Source organism: Clostridium nigeriense (genome assembly GCF_050585265.1).
GTDB classification, from domain to species: Bacteria; Bacillota; Clostridia; order Clostridiales; family Clostridiaceae; genus Clostridium; species Clostridium nigeriense_B.
This window is the reverse complement of sequence record NZ_JBNOOE010000001.1, coordinates 393,269-412,420: the sequence shown is the minus strand read 5'-3', so window position 1 is coordinate 412,420 and position 19,152 is coordinate 393,269. Positions and strand designations below refer to the sequence as shown.

The 19,152-nt window shown below is 27.6% G+C and carries 11 protein-coding genes, 2 tRNA genes and 1 riboswitch; of the genes, 10 read left to right on the top strand and 3 right to left on the bottom strand.

The annotated features are described in order from the left end of the window. The first annotated feature begins 57 nt into the window (after positions 1-57). Both ACQPVP_RS01465 and ACQPVP_RS01460 read left to right on the top strand, forming a co-directional pair. Complete coding sequence (locus ACQPVP_RS01465) at positions 58-780, top strand: energy-coupling factor ABC transporter ATP-binding protein (RefSeq protein WP_430846543.1); 723 nt, start codon at positions 58-60, stop codon at positions 778-780. Between the two features lie 196 nt (positions 781-976). Beyond that, positions 977-1,060, top strand: a riboswitch (cyclic di-GMP riboswitch). 224 nt (positions 1,061-1,284) lie between these two features. After that, complete coding sequence (locus tag ACQPVP_RS01460; RefSeq protein WP_430846541.1) at positions 1,285-8,589, top strand: NPCBM/NEW2 domain-containing protein; 7,305 nt, start codon at positions 1,285-1,287, stop codon at positions 8,587-8,589. A gap of 145 nt (positions 8,590-8,734) precedes the next feature. Here ACQPVP_RS01460 and ACQPVP_RS01455 read toward each other — a convergent pair whose 3' ends face one another. After that, positions 8,735-9,151, bottom strand: a complete 417-nt coding sequence (locus tag ACQPVP_RS01455; protein ID WP_430846539.1) for an HNH endonuclease signature motif containing protein — start codon at positions 9,149-9,151, stop codon at positions 8,735-8,737. 234 nt (positions 9,152-9,385) lie between these two features. Between ACQPVP_RS01455 and ACQPVP_RS01450 the strand changes: the two genes are divergently transcribed. From ACQPVP_RS01450 to ACQPVP_RS01435, 4 genes are all read left to right on the top strand, one after another. Continuing rightward, the gene (locus ACQPVP_RS01450) at positions 9,386-10,060 is read left to right on the top strand and encodes a hypothetical protein (RefSeq protein ID WP_430846537.1); all 675 of its coding nucleotides are present in this window, start codon (positions 9,386-9,388) and stop codon (positions 10,058-10,060) included. Positions 10,061-10,123: 63 nt separating this feature from the next. Further along, positions 10,124-10,197 (top strand) — tRNA-Gly (locus ACQPVP_RS01445). 5 nt (positions 10,198-10,202) lie between these two features. Further along, positions 10,203-10,278, top strand: a tRNA-Lys gene (locus ACQPVP_RS01440). Positions 10,279-10,346: 68 nt separating this feature from the next. Then, positions 10,347-11,624: a Na+/H+ antiporter NhaC family protein gene (locus ACQPVP_RS01435; RefSeq protein WP_430846535.1), complete on the top strand. Its 1,278-nt coding sequence runs from the start codon at positions 10,347-10,349 to the stop codon at positions 11,622-11,624. A gap of 153 nt (positions 11,625-11,777) precedes the next feature. Here the strand turns inward: ACQPVP_RS01435 and ispF are convergent, their stop codons facing one another. Then, complete coding sequence (gene ispF / locus ACQPVP_RS01430; RefSeq protein ID WP_430846533.1) at positions 11,778-12,254, bottom strand: 2-C-methyl-D-erythritol 2,4-cyclodiphosphate synthase; 477 nt, start codon at positions 12,252-12,254, stop codon at positions 11,778-11,780. Positions 12,255-12,621: 367 nt separating this feature from the next. Between ispF and ACQPVP_RS01425 the strand changes: the two genes are divergently transcribed. The 4 genes from ACQPVP_RS01425 to ACQPVP_RS01410 all read left to right on the top strand — a co-directional run bounded on the left by ACQPVP_RS01425 (position 12,622) and on the right by ACQPVP_RS01410 (position 16,092). Continuing rightward, the gene (locus ACQPVP_RS01425) at positions 12,622-13,212 is read left to right on the top strand and encodes a class D sortase (protein WP_430846531.1); all 591 of its coding nucleotides are present in this window, start codon (positions 12,622-12,624) and stop codon (positions 13,210-13,212) included. A 14-nt stretch (positions 13,213-13,226) separates the two neighbouring features. Beyond that, positions 13,227-14,228: an anti-sigma factor domain-containing protein gene (locus ACQPVP_RS01420; protein ID WP_430846529.1), complete on the top strand. Its 1,002-nt coding sequence runs from the start codon at positions 13,227-13,229 to the stop codon at positions 14,226-14,228. A gap of 21 nt (positions 14,229-14,249) precedes the next feature. After that, positions 14,250-15,020: a 23S rRNA pseudouridine(2604) synthase RluF gene (gene rluF / locus ACQPVP_RS01415; protein ID WP_430846527.1), complete on the top strand. Its 771-nt coding sequence runs from the start codon at positions 14,250-14,252 to the stop codon at positions 15,018-15,020. Between the two features lie 385 nt (positions 15,021-15,405). After that, positions 15,406-16,092 (top strand): DUF3298 and DUF4163 domain-containing protein, encoded by a 687-nt coding sequence (locus ACQPVP_RS01410; RefSeq protein WP_430846525.1) that lies wholly within the window; start codon positions 15,406-15,408, stop codon positions 16,090-16,092. A gap of 140 nt (positions 16,093-16,232) precedes the next feature. On the opposite strand, the gene ACQPVP_RS01405 is transcribed toward ACQPVP_RS01410, so the two are convergent. After that, a complete protein-coding gene (locus ACQPVP_RS01405; RefSeq protein WP_430846523.1) occupies positions 16,233-18,896 on the bottom strand; it encodes a cation-translocating P-type ATPase in 2,664 nt (887 codons plus the stop codon). Positions 18,897-19,152 lie beyond the last annotated feature (256 nt).

The following is a 19,152-nucleotide window of genomic DNA, read 5'->3' as shown; positions in this document are numbered from 1 at the left end:
ATATAAATAGTTTTCTATCAAATGTTACAACTGGATTATACAAGGAGGTTAATAATAATGATTAAATGCGAAAAATTGTATTTTTGTTATGGTGATAACACAGTATTAAATGATATTAATTTTACTATAGGTAAGAATGATTTTACTGTAATTATGGGTGATAACGGGTGTGGAAAATCTACTTTGTTAAAAATATTAAACGGATTAATTTTTCCATCCAAAGGGAAATATTTTTTTAATAATAAAGAAATAACGAAAAATTATTTAAAAGATAATTATAATATGGCTTTGTTTCATCAAAATATAGGATTTATATTTCAAAATTATGATGTACAACTATTTAATTCTACTGTTTATGATGAAATTGCCTTTGGTTTAAGAACTATGGGGTTATCAGAAAATGATGTCAATCAAAGAGTCATGGATTGTCTTAAGCTTTTAGATATAGAAGAACTAAAAACTAGAGTCCCTTATAATTTATCAGGAGGAGAAAAAAAGAAGGTTGTAATTGCTTCTGTTTTAGCGATGAACCCGCAAGTAATAATTTTAGATGAACCATTTAACGGCTTATCTATGAAAGTTCAAGAAGAACTTTTAGCTTTATTAGTGAATTTAAATAAATGTGGTAAAACAATTATTCTAACAACTCATAGATATGATCAAATAAAAGAAATAGCTAATCATTTTTTAATATTTAAAGATAAAAGTATTAAATATGATTTTACAAAAGATCAACTGATAAATAATAATGATGTCAAAGAGTATTGCAGAATGCTTTAAATTATTATATAGAAGTGCTTTTTTATTTATTTTTGTAATGATGGTATTAAGAAGTATTTGTAATTTGAAAATAAGCTATTTTTCTTCCTATATTAAATATATAAAAAATAGAGGAAATATAAAGAAAAATATGGATATATATATAATCATATGTTAAAATATCCATGAAAAACTTTAAAAATATATTAAAGTTATAAAATTTAATAGGCAAACTTAAAGAAATTTAAGGACGCAAAGCTATAGGGACTAAGGTTTATTACTATGTCAGCCAGTTGCCAAAGAGTACATTATACTTTTTGTTTTTAGTCTAATTATTATTAGTACTATCTTTATTGTGGTACAAAAAATATTAATTTAACTAGATTTATTATAAGACTACTCTTTGAAGTAGTCTTTTTTAGTGTGCTTTTTTATGGGTTACTTTACGGAAGGAGGGAATTACAAAAAAATATATCACTAATATAATGCTTTAAATTAAAACTTATAATACTAGGGGGAAAGTGAATGAAAAGGAAAATAGCATCGTTAATATTAGTATCTGTTGTATCTACAAATATATTACCTTCATTAAATACATTTGCATATGAAGATGCTACAGTTGAGTATTCTAATGAAAGTGTAGCAGAAGCAGAAATTTCAAGATTTGATGTGTATTATAGTGAATATAAAGATGCATATTTAGAAAAATTTAAAATGAACAACTCTAATATAGAGAAAGTAACAAATAATGGGAGACAGTATAACACTTCATATTTAAGTTATGCAACTGATGGAGACCTAAATACTCATTGGGAAACAGGAGTGCCTAATAACAGTACATTTAAAAATGAAGTAATCTTCCAATTAAAAGAAGAAACTACATTGAATAGAATAATGTATAAAGTTAGAAATGGTGGAAAAGGTTTCGCAAAAGAATTTAAAATATATGCTTCAAATACAGTTGATGGAGAAGATTTTAAATTGGTATCTACTGGTAGATATAATGTATCAGGAGATTTACTTGAAATTAAATTTACACCGACTAAATTTAAGAGAATAAAATTTGTTTTTGAAAATGCAAATGATAATTGGGCATCAGCAGCAGAATTCATGTTTTTTACTGAAGATGAATTAAGTGATAAAATGAAAAACTTATTTACTGATGATACAAAAAGTAAAGTTAGTGAAGAGTTTAATAGTTTAGAAAAGATAACTGCTTTAGAAGAAGAAATAAAAGATCATCCGTTATATAATGATTTTAAAGAAGAAATAGAAAATGCAAAGTTAATTATAGAAAATAAAAAAGTTATTTATACTAATGCAAAAGTATCTAAATTTAAAGATATGAATAGTGCATTAATTCCATCATACAATGAGGTTTATAAAATTGATTCTAGTAAAATAAAATCAATAACAACAAATGGTGGTCAATATTCAGATAACTCAATAGATAAGGCTATAGATGGAGATATAAACACAAAATGGCATTCAAAAGAAAAAAATAATTCGAATTTTACTAATGAAGTAGTAATTGAGCTAAAAGAATTAACCGTTTTAAATAGAATAGTATATACTGCACCTCGTGGAACTAATAGAGGATTTGCAGAGCAATTTGATATATATGCATCAAGAACTACTAAGGGAGATACTTTTGAATTAGTATCAAGTGGTTCATCAGAATTAACTCAGGATTCTGTAGAAATTAGATTTAATCCAACAGAGTTTAGAAGAGTTAAGTTTGTATTTAAAAAAGCTTATGAGGATTGGTCTTGTGCAGCGGAATTTGGACTATATACTCAAGATGAATTAGCAGAAAAAATTGAAAGATTATTTACTGATAGCACAATGAGTATTGTTAGTGAAGAATTTAATAGTGTTGACAAAATAAATGCTTTAGAAGAAGAAGTTAAAAATCATCCATTTTATGAAGATTTTAAAGAAGATATAGCAAATGCAAGAGAATTAGTAAACCAACAAAAAATAGAAGCTTCAGTAGCAACTACAAAAAAGTTTGAGCATTATTCTAATGAAGAGTATTCAAAATTATTTAAAATGGATAATGACAATATAGAAAGTATTAAAAATAATGGAGGTAAATATTTATCTCAAGTAATAACAAATGCTATAGATGGTAATTTAGATACTTATTGGGAAACTAATAAATATAATACAAATGATTTTACAAATGAAGTAGAGATAGAATTTAAAGAAACTGTAGAATTAAATAGAGTAGTATATGGAGCAAGAAAATCTGATACTAAGGGATTTGCTAAAGAGTTTGAAATATATGGATCTACAACATCTAAGGGGGATACATATCAGCTTGTAGCAACTGGTAGTCATGATAAAGTATCTGGATTAGTTGAAGCAAAGTTTAATCCAACTAAATTTAAAAGAATAAAATTTAAGTTCAAAAATTCAGATCAAAACTGGGCTACATTATCAGAGATAGCATTCTATAAACAAGATAAAGTAAATGATAAAGTTGATAGTTTATTTACAAACGGATTAATGAATGAATTATCAGAAGAATTTAATACATTAGAAAAATTAACAGTGCTAAAAAATGAAGTTAAAGGACATCCGTTAGAAAGCTCATTTGAAGAATCATTTGAATTGGCACATAAAATACTTAATGGTGAGCTAGAAACTGTAAAAATTGTTACTGCAGAGCAACATGGGGATATGGTAAAACATGCTAATAGTAATTTGAAGTTTGGTTTTGGTAATAATAATCAACCAACAGGAATATCTGCAAAACCAAAAGATGTAATAACTGTTTATGTAGATGCAGATCCGACACAGCCACTACCAAAATTAGCATTTTCTCAACAAGAAGGTAGTTATGCTAACTGGATGAGAACTGTGAATTTAGTTCCAGGTAAGAATGTAATAACTGTTCCTGAAGTACCAAAGGATGGAGCATATGCATATGATGTAACTAAAGGTGGAGCAATATATATAGTAAACCCTTATACTAGTGAAGAGCAATCTAAAGCGCCAGTTTTAAGGTTCGTTTCAGGAGATAAGTTCCCATTTCTTACGGAAGATACTAATGTAGATGAATTTAGAGAATTTTTGATAGAGTATAAAAAAGCTATAGATGAAGATATAGCAAAAAATCCTAATGTTTTAGACAGAAAGGTATTAGATGTATTTGAGTTTGTAAGTGATCATATAGTTTGGACAGGGACTGCAACAGGAGCATATCAAGCTTATATAGAACAAGGTGTAAATCCTTTAGATACAATAAAATCTTACAATACTCATATGAAAGAAATCTTTAGATACTATGGATTAGATGGAAGTAGCGAAAAAAATGATCCGAAGTATATAAGAGAAAATGTTAGATTAGCACAACCATTTGGATATATGTATGCAGGTTCTGGACATATAGGAGTACAAAGAGATGTAATGGCAAATCATTTAATTCCATTTGAAGACAGAGGACCATCTTGGGGATTAACTCATGAAATAGGTCATAAAATGGATGTAAATGCAAGATTATATGGAGAAGTTACAAATAATATGTTACCTATGCATATGTCTGCATTTTATAATAAAATAGATAATAGAATACCATATGAATCTCACACTTATAAAAATGTAATAAGTGAAAATTCCAATAAATATATGGATGGTGGATATTTTGAGAGGTTAGCTGTATTTTGGCAATTAGAAATGTATAAACCAGGTTATTGGGCTGAGTTAAATAAGTTATATAGAGAAAGAAATGTTAGCTTAGGAAATGAAAATACTAATAACGTTAAAATGCAATATTTAATTAAATTCTCATCAGAAGTAATAGGCGAAGATTTAAGCGAATATTTTGCTAGACATGGATTTGAGGTTAATGAAGAAACTAAACAGGAAACTAGTAACTATCAAAAACCAGATAAGAAAATATGGTACCTAAATAACAGCAAGGTTAATTATGAAGGAAATGGATTTACTCAAGATACTAATTTAGAAGTTTCATCAGCTTTAGTAGAAAATGGAGTTAAATTAACATTTAATGTAGATAATAATGTTAAATCAGATTTACTAGGATATGAAATATTAAAAGATGGTAAGTTAATAGGATTTACTTCAAGTAATTCCTTTGTAGATACAAATGCAGATAAAACTAAGAATTCTAAGTATGAAGTTGTACCTTATGATATTAACTTAGGAACTGGTGAAGCAGTTGAAATTTACTCATTTGCACCAAGTATAAATATTCAACAAAATAAGATAACGTTAAAATTAAGAGAAGAGTTTGATCCTATGAATTATGTAAAGGGATTAAGCTATGAAGGAAATGATATAACTTCTAAAGTTGAAGCTACACATAATGTAGATATTAACCAAAAAGGTGAATATCAAGTTAAGTATAAAGTAACTGATGAAGGCATAACATTAGAAAAGATTGTATCAGTTGAAGTAGTAAGTGATTATGATTATTTATCAGATGAAGAGTGGACAGCTGTAGAAACTCAATGGGGAAATCCAAGAAGAAATACCAACATAAAAGGTAGGGTAAATGGAGATATAAAATCATTTGAAAAAGGTTTTGGAATACATGCAAATGGTAAAATAACGTATGACTTATCAGATAAAGACTATGATAATTTCGAAGCTTTACTTGGAGTAGATATGGATATAGCAGCACAAAATAACTCAAGTATAAAATTTGAAATAATAGGTGATGATAAAGTCCTAGCAACAACTGACATCTTAAAGCATGCGAATAATATGGTGTATATAAATGTACCTGTCAAAGGAATACAAGAATTAGTAATAAAAATTTCAGATGCTGGAAATAATAATACTTCAGATCATGCGGTAATAGCTAATCCAAAATTAACTACAAATGATGCAAAGCCAGTTATTTCAGTTGAAGATAAGGTTTATAAAATAGGAGAAGCTATAGATTTTAAAGAAGGTGTTACAGCAAGAGATGCTGAAGATGAGGATTTAACTTCTAAGATAGAAATAAAATCAAATTCATTTGAAGAAGGTAAAACTGGAAGATTTGAAGTTGTTTATAGTGTAACTGATAGTGATAATAATACTACTGAAAAGAAATCTTATGTTACAGTATATGAAGATTTTACAGTTAATAAGTCTAAGTTTGGACAGTTTGATAATTTAAATGAATATAATGAAGAATTTAAGATTCCCGTAGTTTCAATAACTAACAATGGTAGAAGTTACCCAGGAACTGCTATTGAAAATGCCATTGATGGTAACATAAATAAACATTGGGAAACTTATACTCAAAATAGTGATACATTTAAAAATGAAGTTATTTTCGATTTAGGAGAAAGCAAAGAAATTAATAGAATAGCCTATGCTGCTAGAAGGGATGCTGGTGGAAAGGGATTTGCTAGAAAATTTGAAATATATGTTTCAGATGATGCAGAAGGAAATGACTTTGTTTTAGCTGGAAAAGGTGAATACAATGGGAATATTACTGATGTTGTTGAATTTAAAATTGCTAAAACAAAGGCAAGAAGGGTTAAATTTAAGTTTATAGAGGCTGATCAAAATTGGGCGAGTATAGGAGAAATATCTTTCTATAAAACAGATGAATTAGCTGATAAGGTTGGTAATTTATTTACTGATAACACTAAAACAGAAGTTTCTGATAGCTATAATACATTAGAAAAGGTACAAGCTTTAAGAGAAGAAGTTAAAGATCACCCAGCGGCTAACCTTTTTGAAGAAGACTTAGTTAAAGCTGAAGAAATAATAAGAGCTAAGTTCCCAACAATAGATGTTGAAGATATAACTTATGTTAAATTAAATAGTGATTTTGATTTAACTTCTGGTGTTACTGCAAATGATCAAGAGGATGGGAATATAACTAAAAATGTTACTGTTAATAACGATAATTTTAATATAAGTAAACCAGGACAATATACTATAACATATGTTGTAACAGATAAGGATGGAAATAAAGCAACTAAAGACAGAAAAGTTATAGTTTATAGTGAGAGTACTTATATATCAGATATTGAATGGGCATCAGCAGTATCAGGATGGAAGACTGTAAATAAGGATTCAGCAGTTAACTTAACTGATAAAATAAAGCTTAATATTAATGGTGAAATAAAAGAATTTGATAAGGGAATAGGAGCTGCAACAAATGCAGAAATAGTATATAACTTAGATGGAAATTATACTAACTTCTCAACATATGTAGGTACTGATAAAAACTACGATCATAATAAAACTACTATAATATTTAAAATATTTGCAGATGGAGAAGAAGTTTATACTTCAGATGTAATAAGAAAAGATAGTGAAGCAGAATTTGTAAAACTTGATGTTACTGGAGTAAAAGAATTAAAGTTAGTAGCTGATGATGTAGATGGAAATGGTCTTGGAGATTTTGCTTCATGGGCAGATTCTAAACTATATACTACAAATGCAAAACCAAAATTAACTATACCAAACTCATTAGTAACTAAAGTTGGAGAAGTATTAGAGTTAGATGAAGAGTTTACAGCAATTGATGCTGAAGATGGAGATATAACTAAAGATATTAAGGTAACTGGTGAAGTAAACTTTAATAAGCCAGGAAAATATCCATTAACTTATACTGTAACTGATAGTGATGGTAATGAAGTAATAAAAACTAGAACTATATCAGTTGTAAATATGGATGATTATACTTATTTAACTGATTTAAATTGGAAATCTGCAAATTCTGGTTGGAATAGTGTAAATAAGGATAAGGCAGTAAGTGGTAATAAACTAGGATTAACAAATGATGATGGTCAAGCTGTTTATTATGATAAAGGCATAGGTACTCATGCAACTTCTACAATAATATACGATTTAACAGATAAAGATTACTCATACTTCACTTCTTTTGTTGGAGTAGATAGAGCGATGCATGGAAGTGTTGGCTCAGTAAAATTTGAAGTATATGTAGATGGAGAAAAGCAATTTGACAGTGGAGTAATGAATTCTGGAGATGCTAAAAAATATGTAGAAATTGATATAAATGGAGCTAAAGAATTAAAACTTGTAGTAACTGATGGTGGAAATGGAATTGGATCAGACCATGCTACTTGGGGGGATGCTAAACTTCATTTTGCAAATGCTGAATCTTTAGATTACACAGAGCTTTCTAAGTTGGTTGAAAGTGCTAAAAGTATAGATAGAGAAGGCTATGCAGAAGAAAGTTTAAGTAAACTAGATAAAGCTATGGAAAAATCAATAGAAATGATTGAAGCTAAAACAGCTACTTATGAAGAAATACAATCAATGGTAGTAGAATTAAGAGAGTCAATAAATAATTTAGAAAAAATAGATCTTAATAAAATAATTACAATAGAAGATAAATATTTAAAGCAAGATATACAAAAGGCTCTTGGAATAAGTAGAGAAATAACTTTAGGAGATATGTATAGTTTAAAAAGCTTAACTTGTACTAGTAGAAGAGTTAAGAGTTTAAACGGATTAGAATATGCTAAAAATTTAGAGGAGTTAAATATAGAACAAAATGAAGTTAGAGATTTATCTCCACTAAAGAACTTAGAAAAGTTAAAGACTTTAAATGCTAAATTACAAATAATTGAAGCTGGAATGGCTGAAATAGAAAACAATAGAGTTATACTTGAAGAAAGAATAGTATCTAGAGATGGAGAAGTATTAAATCCTAAGGAAATAAGCATAAACAGCGAAAAGGTAGATTTAGAGAATAATATAGATGAAAATGGTAATATATCAATAGATACATCTAATTATAATAGTGGATACTATGGCGTTTATATAACATATGAAAATCTAGAAGATAATCATGAAGTTGGTGTATTTTATATTTTTCAAGTTAAGTAGCATATAAAAATTGATTAAAATTATAATAATAATATAAAAAAAGAAGGTCACTAAGAATAATTTAAATAGTTATTCTTAGTGACCATTATATTTTTTATAATTAAATTATATACAGATTATAATGTTTTGTATATAATTTGCCATTTTAGCTAATATTAATATTATGGTAAAGACGCTCTAGTTCAATTTCTTCAAGTATATTATAGGAGTATAGTTTACCACCCATGAGGTTTTTTATAATTTCCTTTTTTGAATAACCTTCTTTATAAAGCCTAAGTTTTTTTATTAGTTTTTTTAATGAAGAATTAGTCATTCCTAAAAGGCTATAGAGCTCTTTAGCTGTATAGTAATCCTTTGGTAAAAGCTTAAATAGCTTTTTTTGCATTTCAAGCTTATATCTAATATCAGTTTCTATGCAGTTGTGAGGACCATTTTTCCCTCTATGGTGGTAGTTACAAAGATATTTATAGTTTAATTTAATATCGCAACCACCTTCGTGTTTATGAACTATATGATGAATGTCCGCTGTTGATCCACAAATTTCGCAGTGGTACAAAGTCATGCCTCCTTTATATATCTTTAATAATATTATATATTTTTTTTAAGCAATTATCTACAGAATTAAGAATTTTATAAAAATTAACACACATATTATAGTATTATCAGAATATTTGCAATGGCAAGTGTTTAGAGTTACTTTGTTATATTCTATGAAAATACTTGAAAATAGGGTATAATTTACTATATAATATATATATATTAAATTATACTACTGAGGTGAAAGAAAGGTGATATAGTGCGACATGGTTATGATTCTTTTGATTATTGGGAAGAATTAATTAGTAAAAATAAAACTATAAGAGGACATATGTTTATGGATAGATTACCTGATGAGAAAAGTATTTATATCCATAGTTTAGTGTTCTCAAAAAACAATGGCCTTAGTAATATATGGTCTTACTTTCCTAATGAAAGAAGCCTATTAGGATATATTCAATATTCATTTCTACAGGAAGCATTTTATAAATGGATATATGGAAAAGAAAGATTAATTATAAATATACCAAGTGTTTCAGTAGAAAGAATTATTACTGATGGTGAAAAAAATAAGAAGATATCTAAAGAAGAAGCAGATAATATGAGAAGACATCTAAGTATGATAAAAAGTTATTGGGACTTACCTAAAGATAAATTAATTAAATCACTACAAAGATTTGCAAGAGATTTTAATAGAACTTGGTATGGAAATAATAAGGAGTTTCTATACTTGAAAATATTTGATAATCCAAAAGAATTAGGAGAGTTTGTTGTTAGTTCTAGTTATACAACTACTACAGAAGAGGATTTTATAGAAAGAACAGGAATAGGTATGGTAGAGTGGAAGAGCATTTGTGAAAAAGCTCAAACAAATAAGAGTGATGGAGAGAAATTTAGAGATATTTTACTAAAATCACTTACAGAAATTATATAGAATTAAAACTTATTATTGACAGTAATATTAATGGAATATATAATATTATTGTCAATAAGTTATGCGGGTGTAGCTCAATGGTAGAGCCCTTGCCTTCCAAGCAAGTTACGTGAGTTCGATTCTCATCACCCGCTCCATATATGCGTTATTAGCTCAGTTGGTAGAGCACCTGACTCTTAATCAGGGTGTCCCGGGTTCGATCCCCTGATAACGCACCAAATAAGAGGGATTTAATATCTAATCTCTCTTATTTTTTTACAATTAATAATTAAAGGAGAGAAGAATATTGAATAATAAAGGTAATGGCTTAGCCTTAATTCCTTTAGCAGTATTTTTATTAGTGTATATAGGAAGTTCGGTGGTAGCAAAGGATTTTTATGCTGTATCTATAATAGTACCTTTTTTAGCAGCTGCATTAACAGCATTAGTAATGAATAGAAAAGAAAATTTTGAAAAGAAAATAGAAATTTTTTGCAAAGGAGCAGGAAATACTAATATTTTATTAATGATACTAATATTTATATTAGCAGGAGCATTTGCACAAGTTGCAAATGATATGGGAGCAGTAGATTCAACTGTAAATTTAGGTCTTTCATTATTGCCAAATAGTCTTTTAATACCAGGTATTTTTATTATAGGTTGTTTTATATCATTGTCTATAGGAACTTCAATGGGGACTATAGTTGCATTGGCTCCAATAGCTGTTGGAATTGCAGGAAAGATAGGAATAGAAACAGCTTTAGCAGTAGGCGCTGTAGTGAGTGGATCAATGTTTGGAGATAACCTTTCTATAATATCAGATACTACAATAGCAGCAACTAGAACTCAAGGATGTGAAATGAAAGATAAGTTTAAAATGAACTTTATTATAGTTTTACCAGCGGCTATAATTACTGCTTTAATATTTATGATATTAACAAAAAATGCTAATGTAGTTAGTTTAGATGCATTAGAATTTAGTTTATTTAAAATATTACCTTACATAATAGTAATAGTAACAGCTTTACTTGGAGTAAATGTTGTAATTGTTCTATTACTTGGAATCTTGTCTTCAGGATTAATAGGCTTCATTTATGGAAGCTTTAACATATTAGGTTTTTTTAATTCTATTTCTACTGGAATATCAGGAATGAGTGAACTTATTATAATTTCAATTCTTATTTCAGGGACTATAGAGATTATAAAATACAACGGTGGAATAGATTTTATATTAGATAAGGGACTTAAAAACTTTAAAAGTAAAAGAGGAGCTGAATATGGTATAGCAACTTTAGTAAGTTTAGTAGATATTTGTACTGCAAACAACACTGTTGCAATAGTTACTGTAGGTCCAATTGCAAAAAATATTTCAAATAAATTTGATTTAGAAGCTAAGAGGGTTGCAGGTATTATGGATATGTTTTCTTGCGCATTTCAAGGGATTATCCCATATGGAGCGCAATTAATATCAGCAGCAGGATTAGCAGCAATATCACCTTTTGCTATAATGAAATATTTATTCTACCCATATCTTATGGGAATTTGTGCTATAATAGCAATATACATTCATTGGATAAATAAATAATGGCTGTTGTAAAATTAAATATATAACCAAGAAAAAAAGACTTTGCTTTTTATAGCAAGGTCTTTTTTAATGCATAATGGATAATGCGTAATGCTTAATTTAGGTAATAATTCACTTGAATGAATTATATAATTAATTATCAATTATGCATTATTAATTTTCCATTGTAATCAGGCATATGCTCTGAGATGATATTCCTTCTCCGGTTCCAGTAAATCCTAAGCCTTCTTCTGTTGTTGCTTTAACGTTAATTTTCATTATATCAATTTTTAATGCCTCAGCTATGTTTTCACGCATTTGTTTTATAAAAGGAGCCATTTTAGGCTTTTGAGCAATTATAGTAGAATCTATATTATTTATAGAATAACCATGTTCCTTTAAAAGTTTTCCTACTTCTTCAAGAAGTTTTATACTAGATATTCCTTTATACTTTACGTCTGTATCAGGAAAAAGACTTCCTATATCGCCAAGAGCAGAAGCACCAAGTAATGAATCTATAATTGCATGAAGTAGAACATCTGCATCTGAGTGACCAAGAAGTCCCTTTTCATATGGAATATTAATACCACCGATGATAAGATTTCTTCCTTCAACTAGACGATGTACATCATATCCTAATCCTATTCTCATTTTTATCCCTCCAAAGGTTTAATATATAGGACTATTGTACCCTATATAAAATTATAATTTCAAGGAGTTGTAAGGAAATTAAAGAAACTATAATACTTTTTTGAAGGGATAAAGTTTAGAGTTATTTGAATTTTTTGTTTTAACATATGATTTAATGTTAAATAATTTGTTAAAATTAAGCTTAATGTTTATTTTCATCTTATAAATAAAAAGCAAGGTTTTTGAAGTTATTCTTTTTTTCTTAAAGATAAAATCTACATAAATAATTTTTCTATTCATAAGTTACTCCTAAATGATTAATGATTATAAGTGTTTATGTTATAATATATGATAGATAAGAATAAAAGTTTATTAGGAGTTGAGGGGTTTGAAAGAAAAGTTTAGAAGAATAGTGGGATTAATTTTAATTATTGTTGGACTAGCTATAATAGGGTCTATTGTGTACAAGAAAATTGACACATCTAAAAAACAAAAAGAACTTCAGAATATATTAGAAGAAGTTATAAATGAAGAACCAAGGGAATTAACGGAGGAAGAAGAACAAAAATTAATAAATGGATATACACCTATTGCCTTAATTGAAATTCCGAGTATAAATTTATCTCAAGGATTAGTTGAAGGAATTACTGATGATGTTCTTCAATATTATTTAGGACATTTTGAAAATTCAGCAATGCCTGGAGAAAAAGGAAATTTTGCAGTAGCAGGACATAGAGTTTCAGATTACTCAGAAGCTTTCGTAAATCTATATAAAACAGAAATTGGTGATCAAATAATAGTAAAGGCAAATAAAAAAGAATATATCTATGAAATTACTGATAATTTTATAGTATCTCCTGAAAATGTATCTGTTTTAGATGATACAGAAGATGCAACAATAACTTTAGTAACCTGTACTGTAGGAGCTAAGGAAAGAGTTATAGTAACAGGAAAATTGGTTGAAACAAAAGATTTATAAACTGGAGGAGAGAAATGTCAATAAGTAGCTTTGAATATGATAAATATAAGTTTTCGACGAAGTTACAAACTAATTTATCTTTAGATGATGTAGTTGAAAAAAGAGAAGAAGAAATTGATCGACTAAAGGAAGAACTTTTAAGTTATAAAATATTAATTAAAGATTTAATTCATTATGAGCCTTCATATATTGTTAGAAATAAAATATTAAATATAGCCTATTTTATAATAGAAGATGTTGAGTTATTTGATTATCTAACTAAAAATAAGAAATTTCCTTTAAATAGACTATTAAAAAGTACACCTGTAGAGAAAGAGTTTTATATAAATTGGAAAGAATATATAGTAACTTATATTGTAATCCTATCAAATCCTAACTATAAGTATTTACAAGAATATCTGCAAGTAGTAGAAGCTATTAATATATTAGGATCTGATGAAATAATAGAAAATAATAAGGAAATAGAACATAGAGGAATTATACTTTCAAAAAGAATAAATTCTGCTATTATAATGACTTCGAAGGGTGAGTTTATAAAGGTTAAGGTTGGAAAAGATAATAAAGTAGGAGAAGACTGTATTGGTGGGGAAGGTTTTACTTTTAAGAAGTATAAGCTTCAAATATCTATATTGCTTAGCATAATATTGATTATTTTTACTATAGGTATTTTTCAATATAGATCTCTAGATAAAACTATCGTAGTTGAAACAACTTCTGAAATTACATTAGAAGTTAATAAGTTTAACAGAATTATAGATGCATATACTGCTACAGAGAAAGGTAATGCTATGTTAAATGAATTAAATTTAAAAAATTTAGATATAGATTATGCAGTTATGGGAATATTAAATTATGCTGTAAATAATGAAATGATACCTGAAACAGGGATATTAATAACTGTAACAGGAAAAGCCTTAGGATATAATGATTTGGCAGAAACTGAAAAATTTATTGGAGAAGAAAAATTACAAGTTAAGCTAAATAATTCAGGAGATGAGCATAAGGTTAGTCCATAAAGTTAATAAAAAGGTGATAAGATGAATCAAAAGAATAATAAATATGTAATAATTCATAAAGAAAGAGGCTCTGAAATAAGATTAAACAAATTTATAAGTGAAACAGGTTTTTGTTCAAGAAGAGAAGCAGATAAGCTTATAGAAGAAGGAAGAGTAACTGTTAATGGAATAAAGGCGGTCATGGGAACAAAGGTTAAAGAAAATGCAAATGTAAAAGTTGATGGAAAGCCTTTAAAGAAAGAAGAAGAATTAGTTTATATTGCCTTAAATAAGCCTGTTGGAATAACTTGCACAACTGAAAAAAAGGTTAAAGGTAATATAGTTGATTTTATAAATCATGAGAAAAGAGTTTTCCCAATAGGAAGATTGGATAAAGATTCGCAAGGATTAATTTTTTTAACTAATGATGGGGATATAGTTAATAAAATTTTAAGAGCAGGAAATAATCATGAAAAGGAATATATAGTTACTGTAGATAAGCCTATAAATAACAAGTTTATTAATGATATGTCTAATGGAGTTAAAATATTAGGTACAGTAACAAAGAAGTGTGTAGTTAATAAGATTAATGAGAGAACTTTTAGAATTATATTAACTCAAGGTATGAATAGACAAATAAGAAGAATGTGTGAAGCTTTAGGATATAATGTAGTTAAGTTAAATAGAATAAGAATAATGAATGTGAAGTTAGGAAATTTAAAAATAGGAAAGTGGAGAAATTTAACACCAGATGAACTTAGAAAATTAAATTCCCTAATAAGTGATTCTGGAAAAACTAAAGAGTTTGATTAAAATAATAAATTAATATAGTAGTATTTGAATTCTATAAGTATTAAAGTTTAAACTAATTAACAGAATTATGAACAAATTATAAGTCTTAGATTGTATATTTCAGCAATCTAAGGCTTTATTTATGTAAAATACAAAAAGTTATCCACAGGCTTTAAAGTGGCTTATACACTAGTTTTAGATAGAATAATAAAATTTAATTATAATAATTCCCAGTAAAAATCTGTATGTTACGCACATAATCCACATATGCATGTGGATAAGTTGTGAAAAGGTTGTTGAAACCTATGTTAATAATTATAAACAATATTGTAGATAATATAATAATAAGAAAATTAATAAAAATAGTAATTTTAAAAAAATTAATTATACATAGGAGAAATACTATATGAAGAGAATTTGTAAGTTATTAATAACAACAATTTTATTTACAAATATTGTCCACATTTATCCACATGCTATGTTGATAAATATTAACAGTAATTCTGGCGAAAATCCAATACTTGTGGATAAGATTATTAGAGAAAAGACAAGTTTTATAAATATTGATGTAGAAATTCCACAAATTGTTGGACTAAGTAATAAAGAGAAGGAAAAAGATATCAACAGTGATATTCTAGATTGGACTAACCTGTGGATAAAAGATGCTAAAGATACAAGTGAAAAGTTTAAGCCAAATATTCCATATGAAATGCAAGCAAGATATATATTGACTAATGATAAGTATATATTAAGTTTCTTTATAGACTACTATCAGTTCAGCGGTGGTGCTCATGGGATAACTACTAGAAATACATATAATATTAATATAAAGGATGGAAATGAAGTCTTATTAAAAGATTTATTTGAAGAAGGATATGATTATAAGACTTTTATTAATGAAGAAATAAGAAGACAAATAAGTAAAAATCCAGAATACTATTTTACAGGAAAAGAAGGATTTAATGGAATTAGTGAAGATCAAAGTTTTTATATAAAAGATGGTAAGCTTATAATACACTTTCCTTATTACAAAATAGCACCATATGTTACGGGAATGCCACAGTTCGAAATTAATTATGAAATAAAAATGTAATTTTCTAAAGAATAAAAATTGGCTGTCTATGACAGCCAATTTTATTCTTATTATTTAAAAACTACGGTTAGTAGTTTTTACATTAATTATCCATTATCTATTCTTCATTTTTAATTAAAAAAAGGCACTAAGTGCCTTTTTTATGCTACTTGACTAATATCTTCATTTTCTTCTTTAACATCGTCTTTAGAAGATTTATTTCTATTAACAATATCTCTAATAACTTTAACTACTTGAATTATTACAGTAGGTGCAAATGCAAATAAGTAAATAAATCCTATTTGTGAACCTGTTAATGTAGCAACTTCAAATAATTGACCTAAGAAAGGTATGAATAAAACTGAGTTTAATAAAACTAAACCTACACCAAAAGCCATCCAGCTATATTTGTTACTGAATAATCCTATAGAGAATATAGATTTATCATCTCTACAGTTAAATCCATGGAATAATCTAGCTAAGCAAAGTGTTGCAAAGGCCATTGTAGAAGCAACTTCATTGTCTGTTTTTAATCCTATATAGAAGGCTGCTAAAGTAAATATTGAAATAATTATACCTTCAAGAACTATTTCATATATAAAGTCTTTAGATAAAATAGAAGCAGTTCTTGATCTTGGTTTTTCTTTTAATAAATCTTTTTTAGATTCTTCCATACCAATTGCAATAGCAGGTAAACTATCAGTTAAAAGATTTATAAATAGTAAATGTACTGCATGGAATGGCATTGGTAAAGCCATTAATGAAGTATATAATACTGATAATATACCAGAAGTATTACCTGATAATAAGAATTTTATAGAGTTTTTAATATTTCTATAAATATTTCTTCCATTAGCTACAGATTTAACTATAGTTGCAAAGTTATCATCAGTTAATATAACAGAAGCAGCATCTTTAGATACTTCAGTACCTGTAATACCCATTGCTATACCAATATCAGCTTGTTTAAGTGCAGGAGCATCATTAACACCATCACCAGTCATAGCAACAATTTCATTTCTTTCTTGCCAAGCTCTAACTATTCTTATTTTATGCTCAGGAGAAACTCTAGCATAAACTGAAATATGCTCTACATTTGCTTTTAATTCTTCATCAGACATCTTATCAAGCTCTATACCTTCTACAGCTCTATCACCATCTTGGAATATACCAATTTGTTTAGCAATAGCAGAAGCAGTAATCTTGTGGTCCCCAGTAATCATAACAGGCTTTATACCAGCAGATATACAATCTCTAACAGCTTCCTTAGATTCTTCTCTTGGAGGGTCAATCATTGATATAAGACCTATAAATGTAAAGCCATTTTCATCTTCAAGATTTAATGGAGCTATATTTGAAAACTCTTTATATGCAAAAGCTAAAACTCTTAATCCACTTTGAGATAATTGCTTATTAGCATTTAATATATTTTGTTTATCTTCATAAGATAATTCTTTAACACCATTAGAAGTTTTAATTTTTATTGTTCTATCTAAAATAACATCTAAAGCACCCTTAGTAAACATTATATTTTTATTATCAAAGGTATGTAGGGTACTCATAAGCTTTCTATCAGAATCAAAAGGTATTTCTTGAAGTCTTTCATATTTACTTCTAAGATCTAATTCATTTATTGATAACTTATGCCCTAAGTTAACTAAGGCAACTTCAGTAGGATCCCCTATCTCAACTCCATTTTTTGAAGTAGAGTCGTTACATAAAATAGAACCTTTAACTAGATATTTAGCTACATCGTCATTTAAATCAAGATCTTCACCATCAATTAATTCATTATTTAAAAATACTTTTTTTACAGTCATTTTATTTTGAGTTAATGTACCAGTTTTATCAGAACAAATAACAGATACAGAACCTAAACCTTCAACAGCTCTAAGCTTTTTAACAATAGCATTTTCTTTAGCCATTTTTTGTGTTCCAAGAGCTAATACAATAGTAACAATTGAACCTAAGGCTTCTGGTATAGCGGCAACAGCTAAAGCAACAGCAAACATAAGAGAGTCTAGAAGAGGAGTTTCTCTATAAAGACTTATTCCAAAAACTACAATACAAACAATTAATATACCAATAGCAAGCTTTTTACTAAAATCATCTAAGCTAGCTTGAAGAGGTGTTTGCTTTTCTTGAGTTTCTTCCATTAAGTGAGCAATCTTACCTATTTCAGTATCCATACCAGTAGCAGTAACTACAACTAAAGCTCTACCATAAGTAACTAAGGAACCAGAGAAAACCATATTCTTTTGGTCACCAAGAGCAATTTCTTCATTTTCAATAGTATCAACAAATTTATTAACACTTTCAGATTCTCCAGTAAGTGAACTTTCATTAACTTGAAGAGAGTAGTTTTCAATAATTCTACCATCTGCAGAAATCATATCACCAGCTTCTAAAATTAAAATATCACCTGGTACAATTTCTTTAGATGGAATTTCAACTTTTACTCCATTTCTATAAACTTTAGCAGAGGGAGCAGATAGTGCTTTTAAGCTATCTAATGATTGTTCTGCCTTGAAATGCTGAACAGTTCCAAGAACTGCATTAAGAATAATAACAGCAAAGATAACTAAAGTACTTTCTAAGTTACCAGTAGCAGCAGAAATTATAGCAGCTACAATTAAAATAAGAACTAATAAATCTTTAAATTGACCTAAAAATACTTCAAGAACAGTTTGTTTTTTCTTTTCTTTTAATTGGTTTAATCCATATTTTTCTACATTTTCTTTCAGTTGCTTGTCCGACAAGCCATTACACGAAACATTAAAATCTTTTAATACTTCTTCATAAGGCATAGAAAAGTATTTTTTCATTTTCATTCCTCCAAACATAATAATAGATTTAAATAATAACGAGAGTCTACGAAAAAAGAGACTCTTAATACAATTTTCATTTAAAAAATAATAAAAACTGTATTAAAAGTCTCGTAACCAAAATGGTATATAACACCAGACCTAACGGCCGCGAATGTTGATGCTATATTTTTTACTACTCCCTCTTAATGGAAATATTTAATTTATACTTTTATTTTATGATTGTTTTGAATAAATGTCAATATATAATATTTGT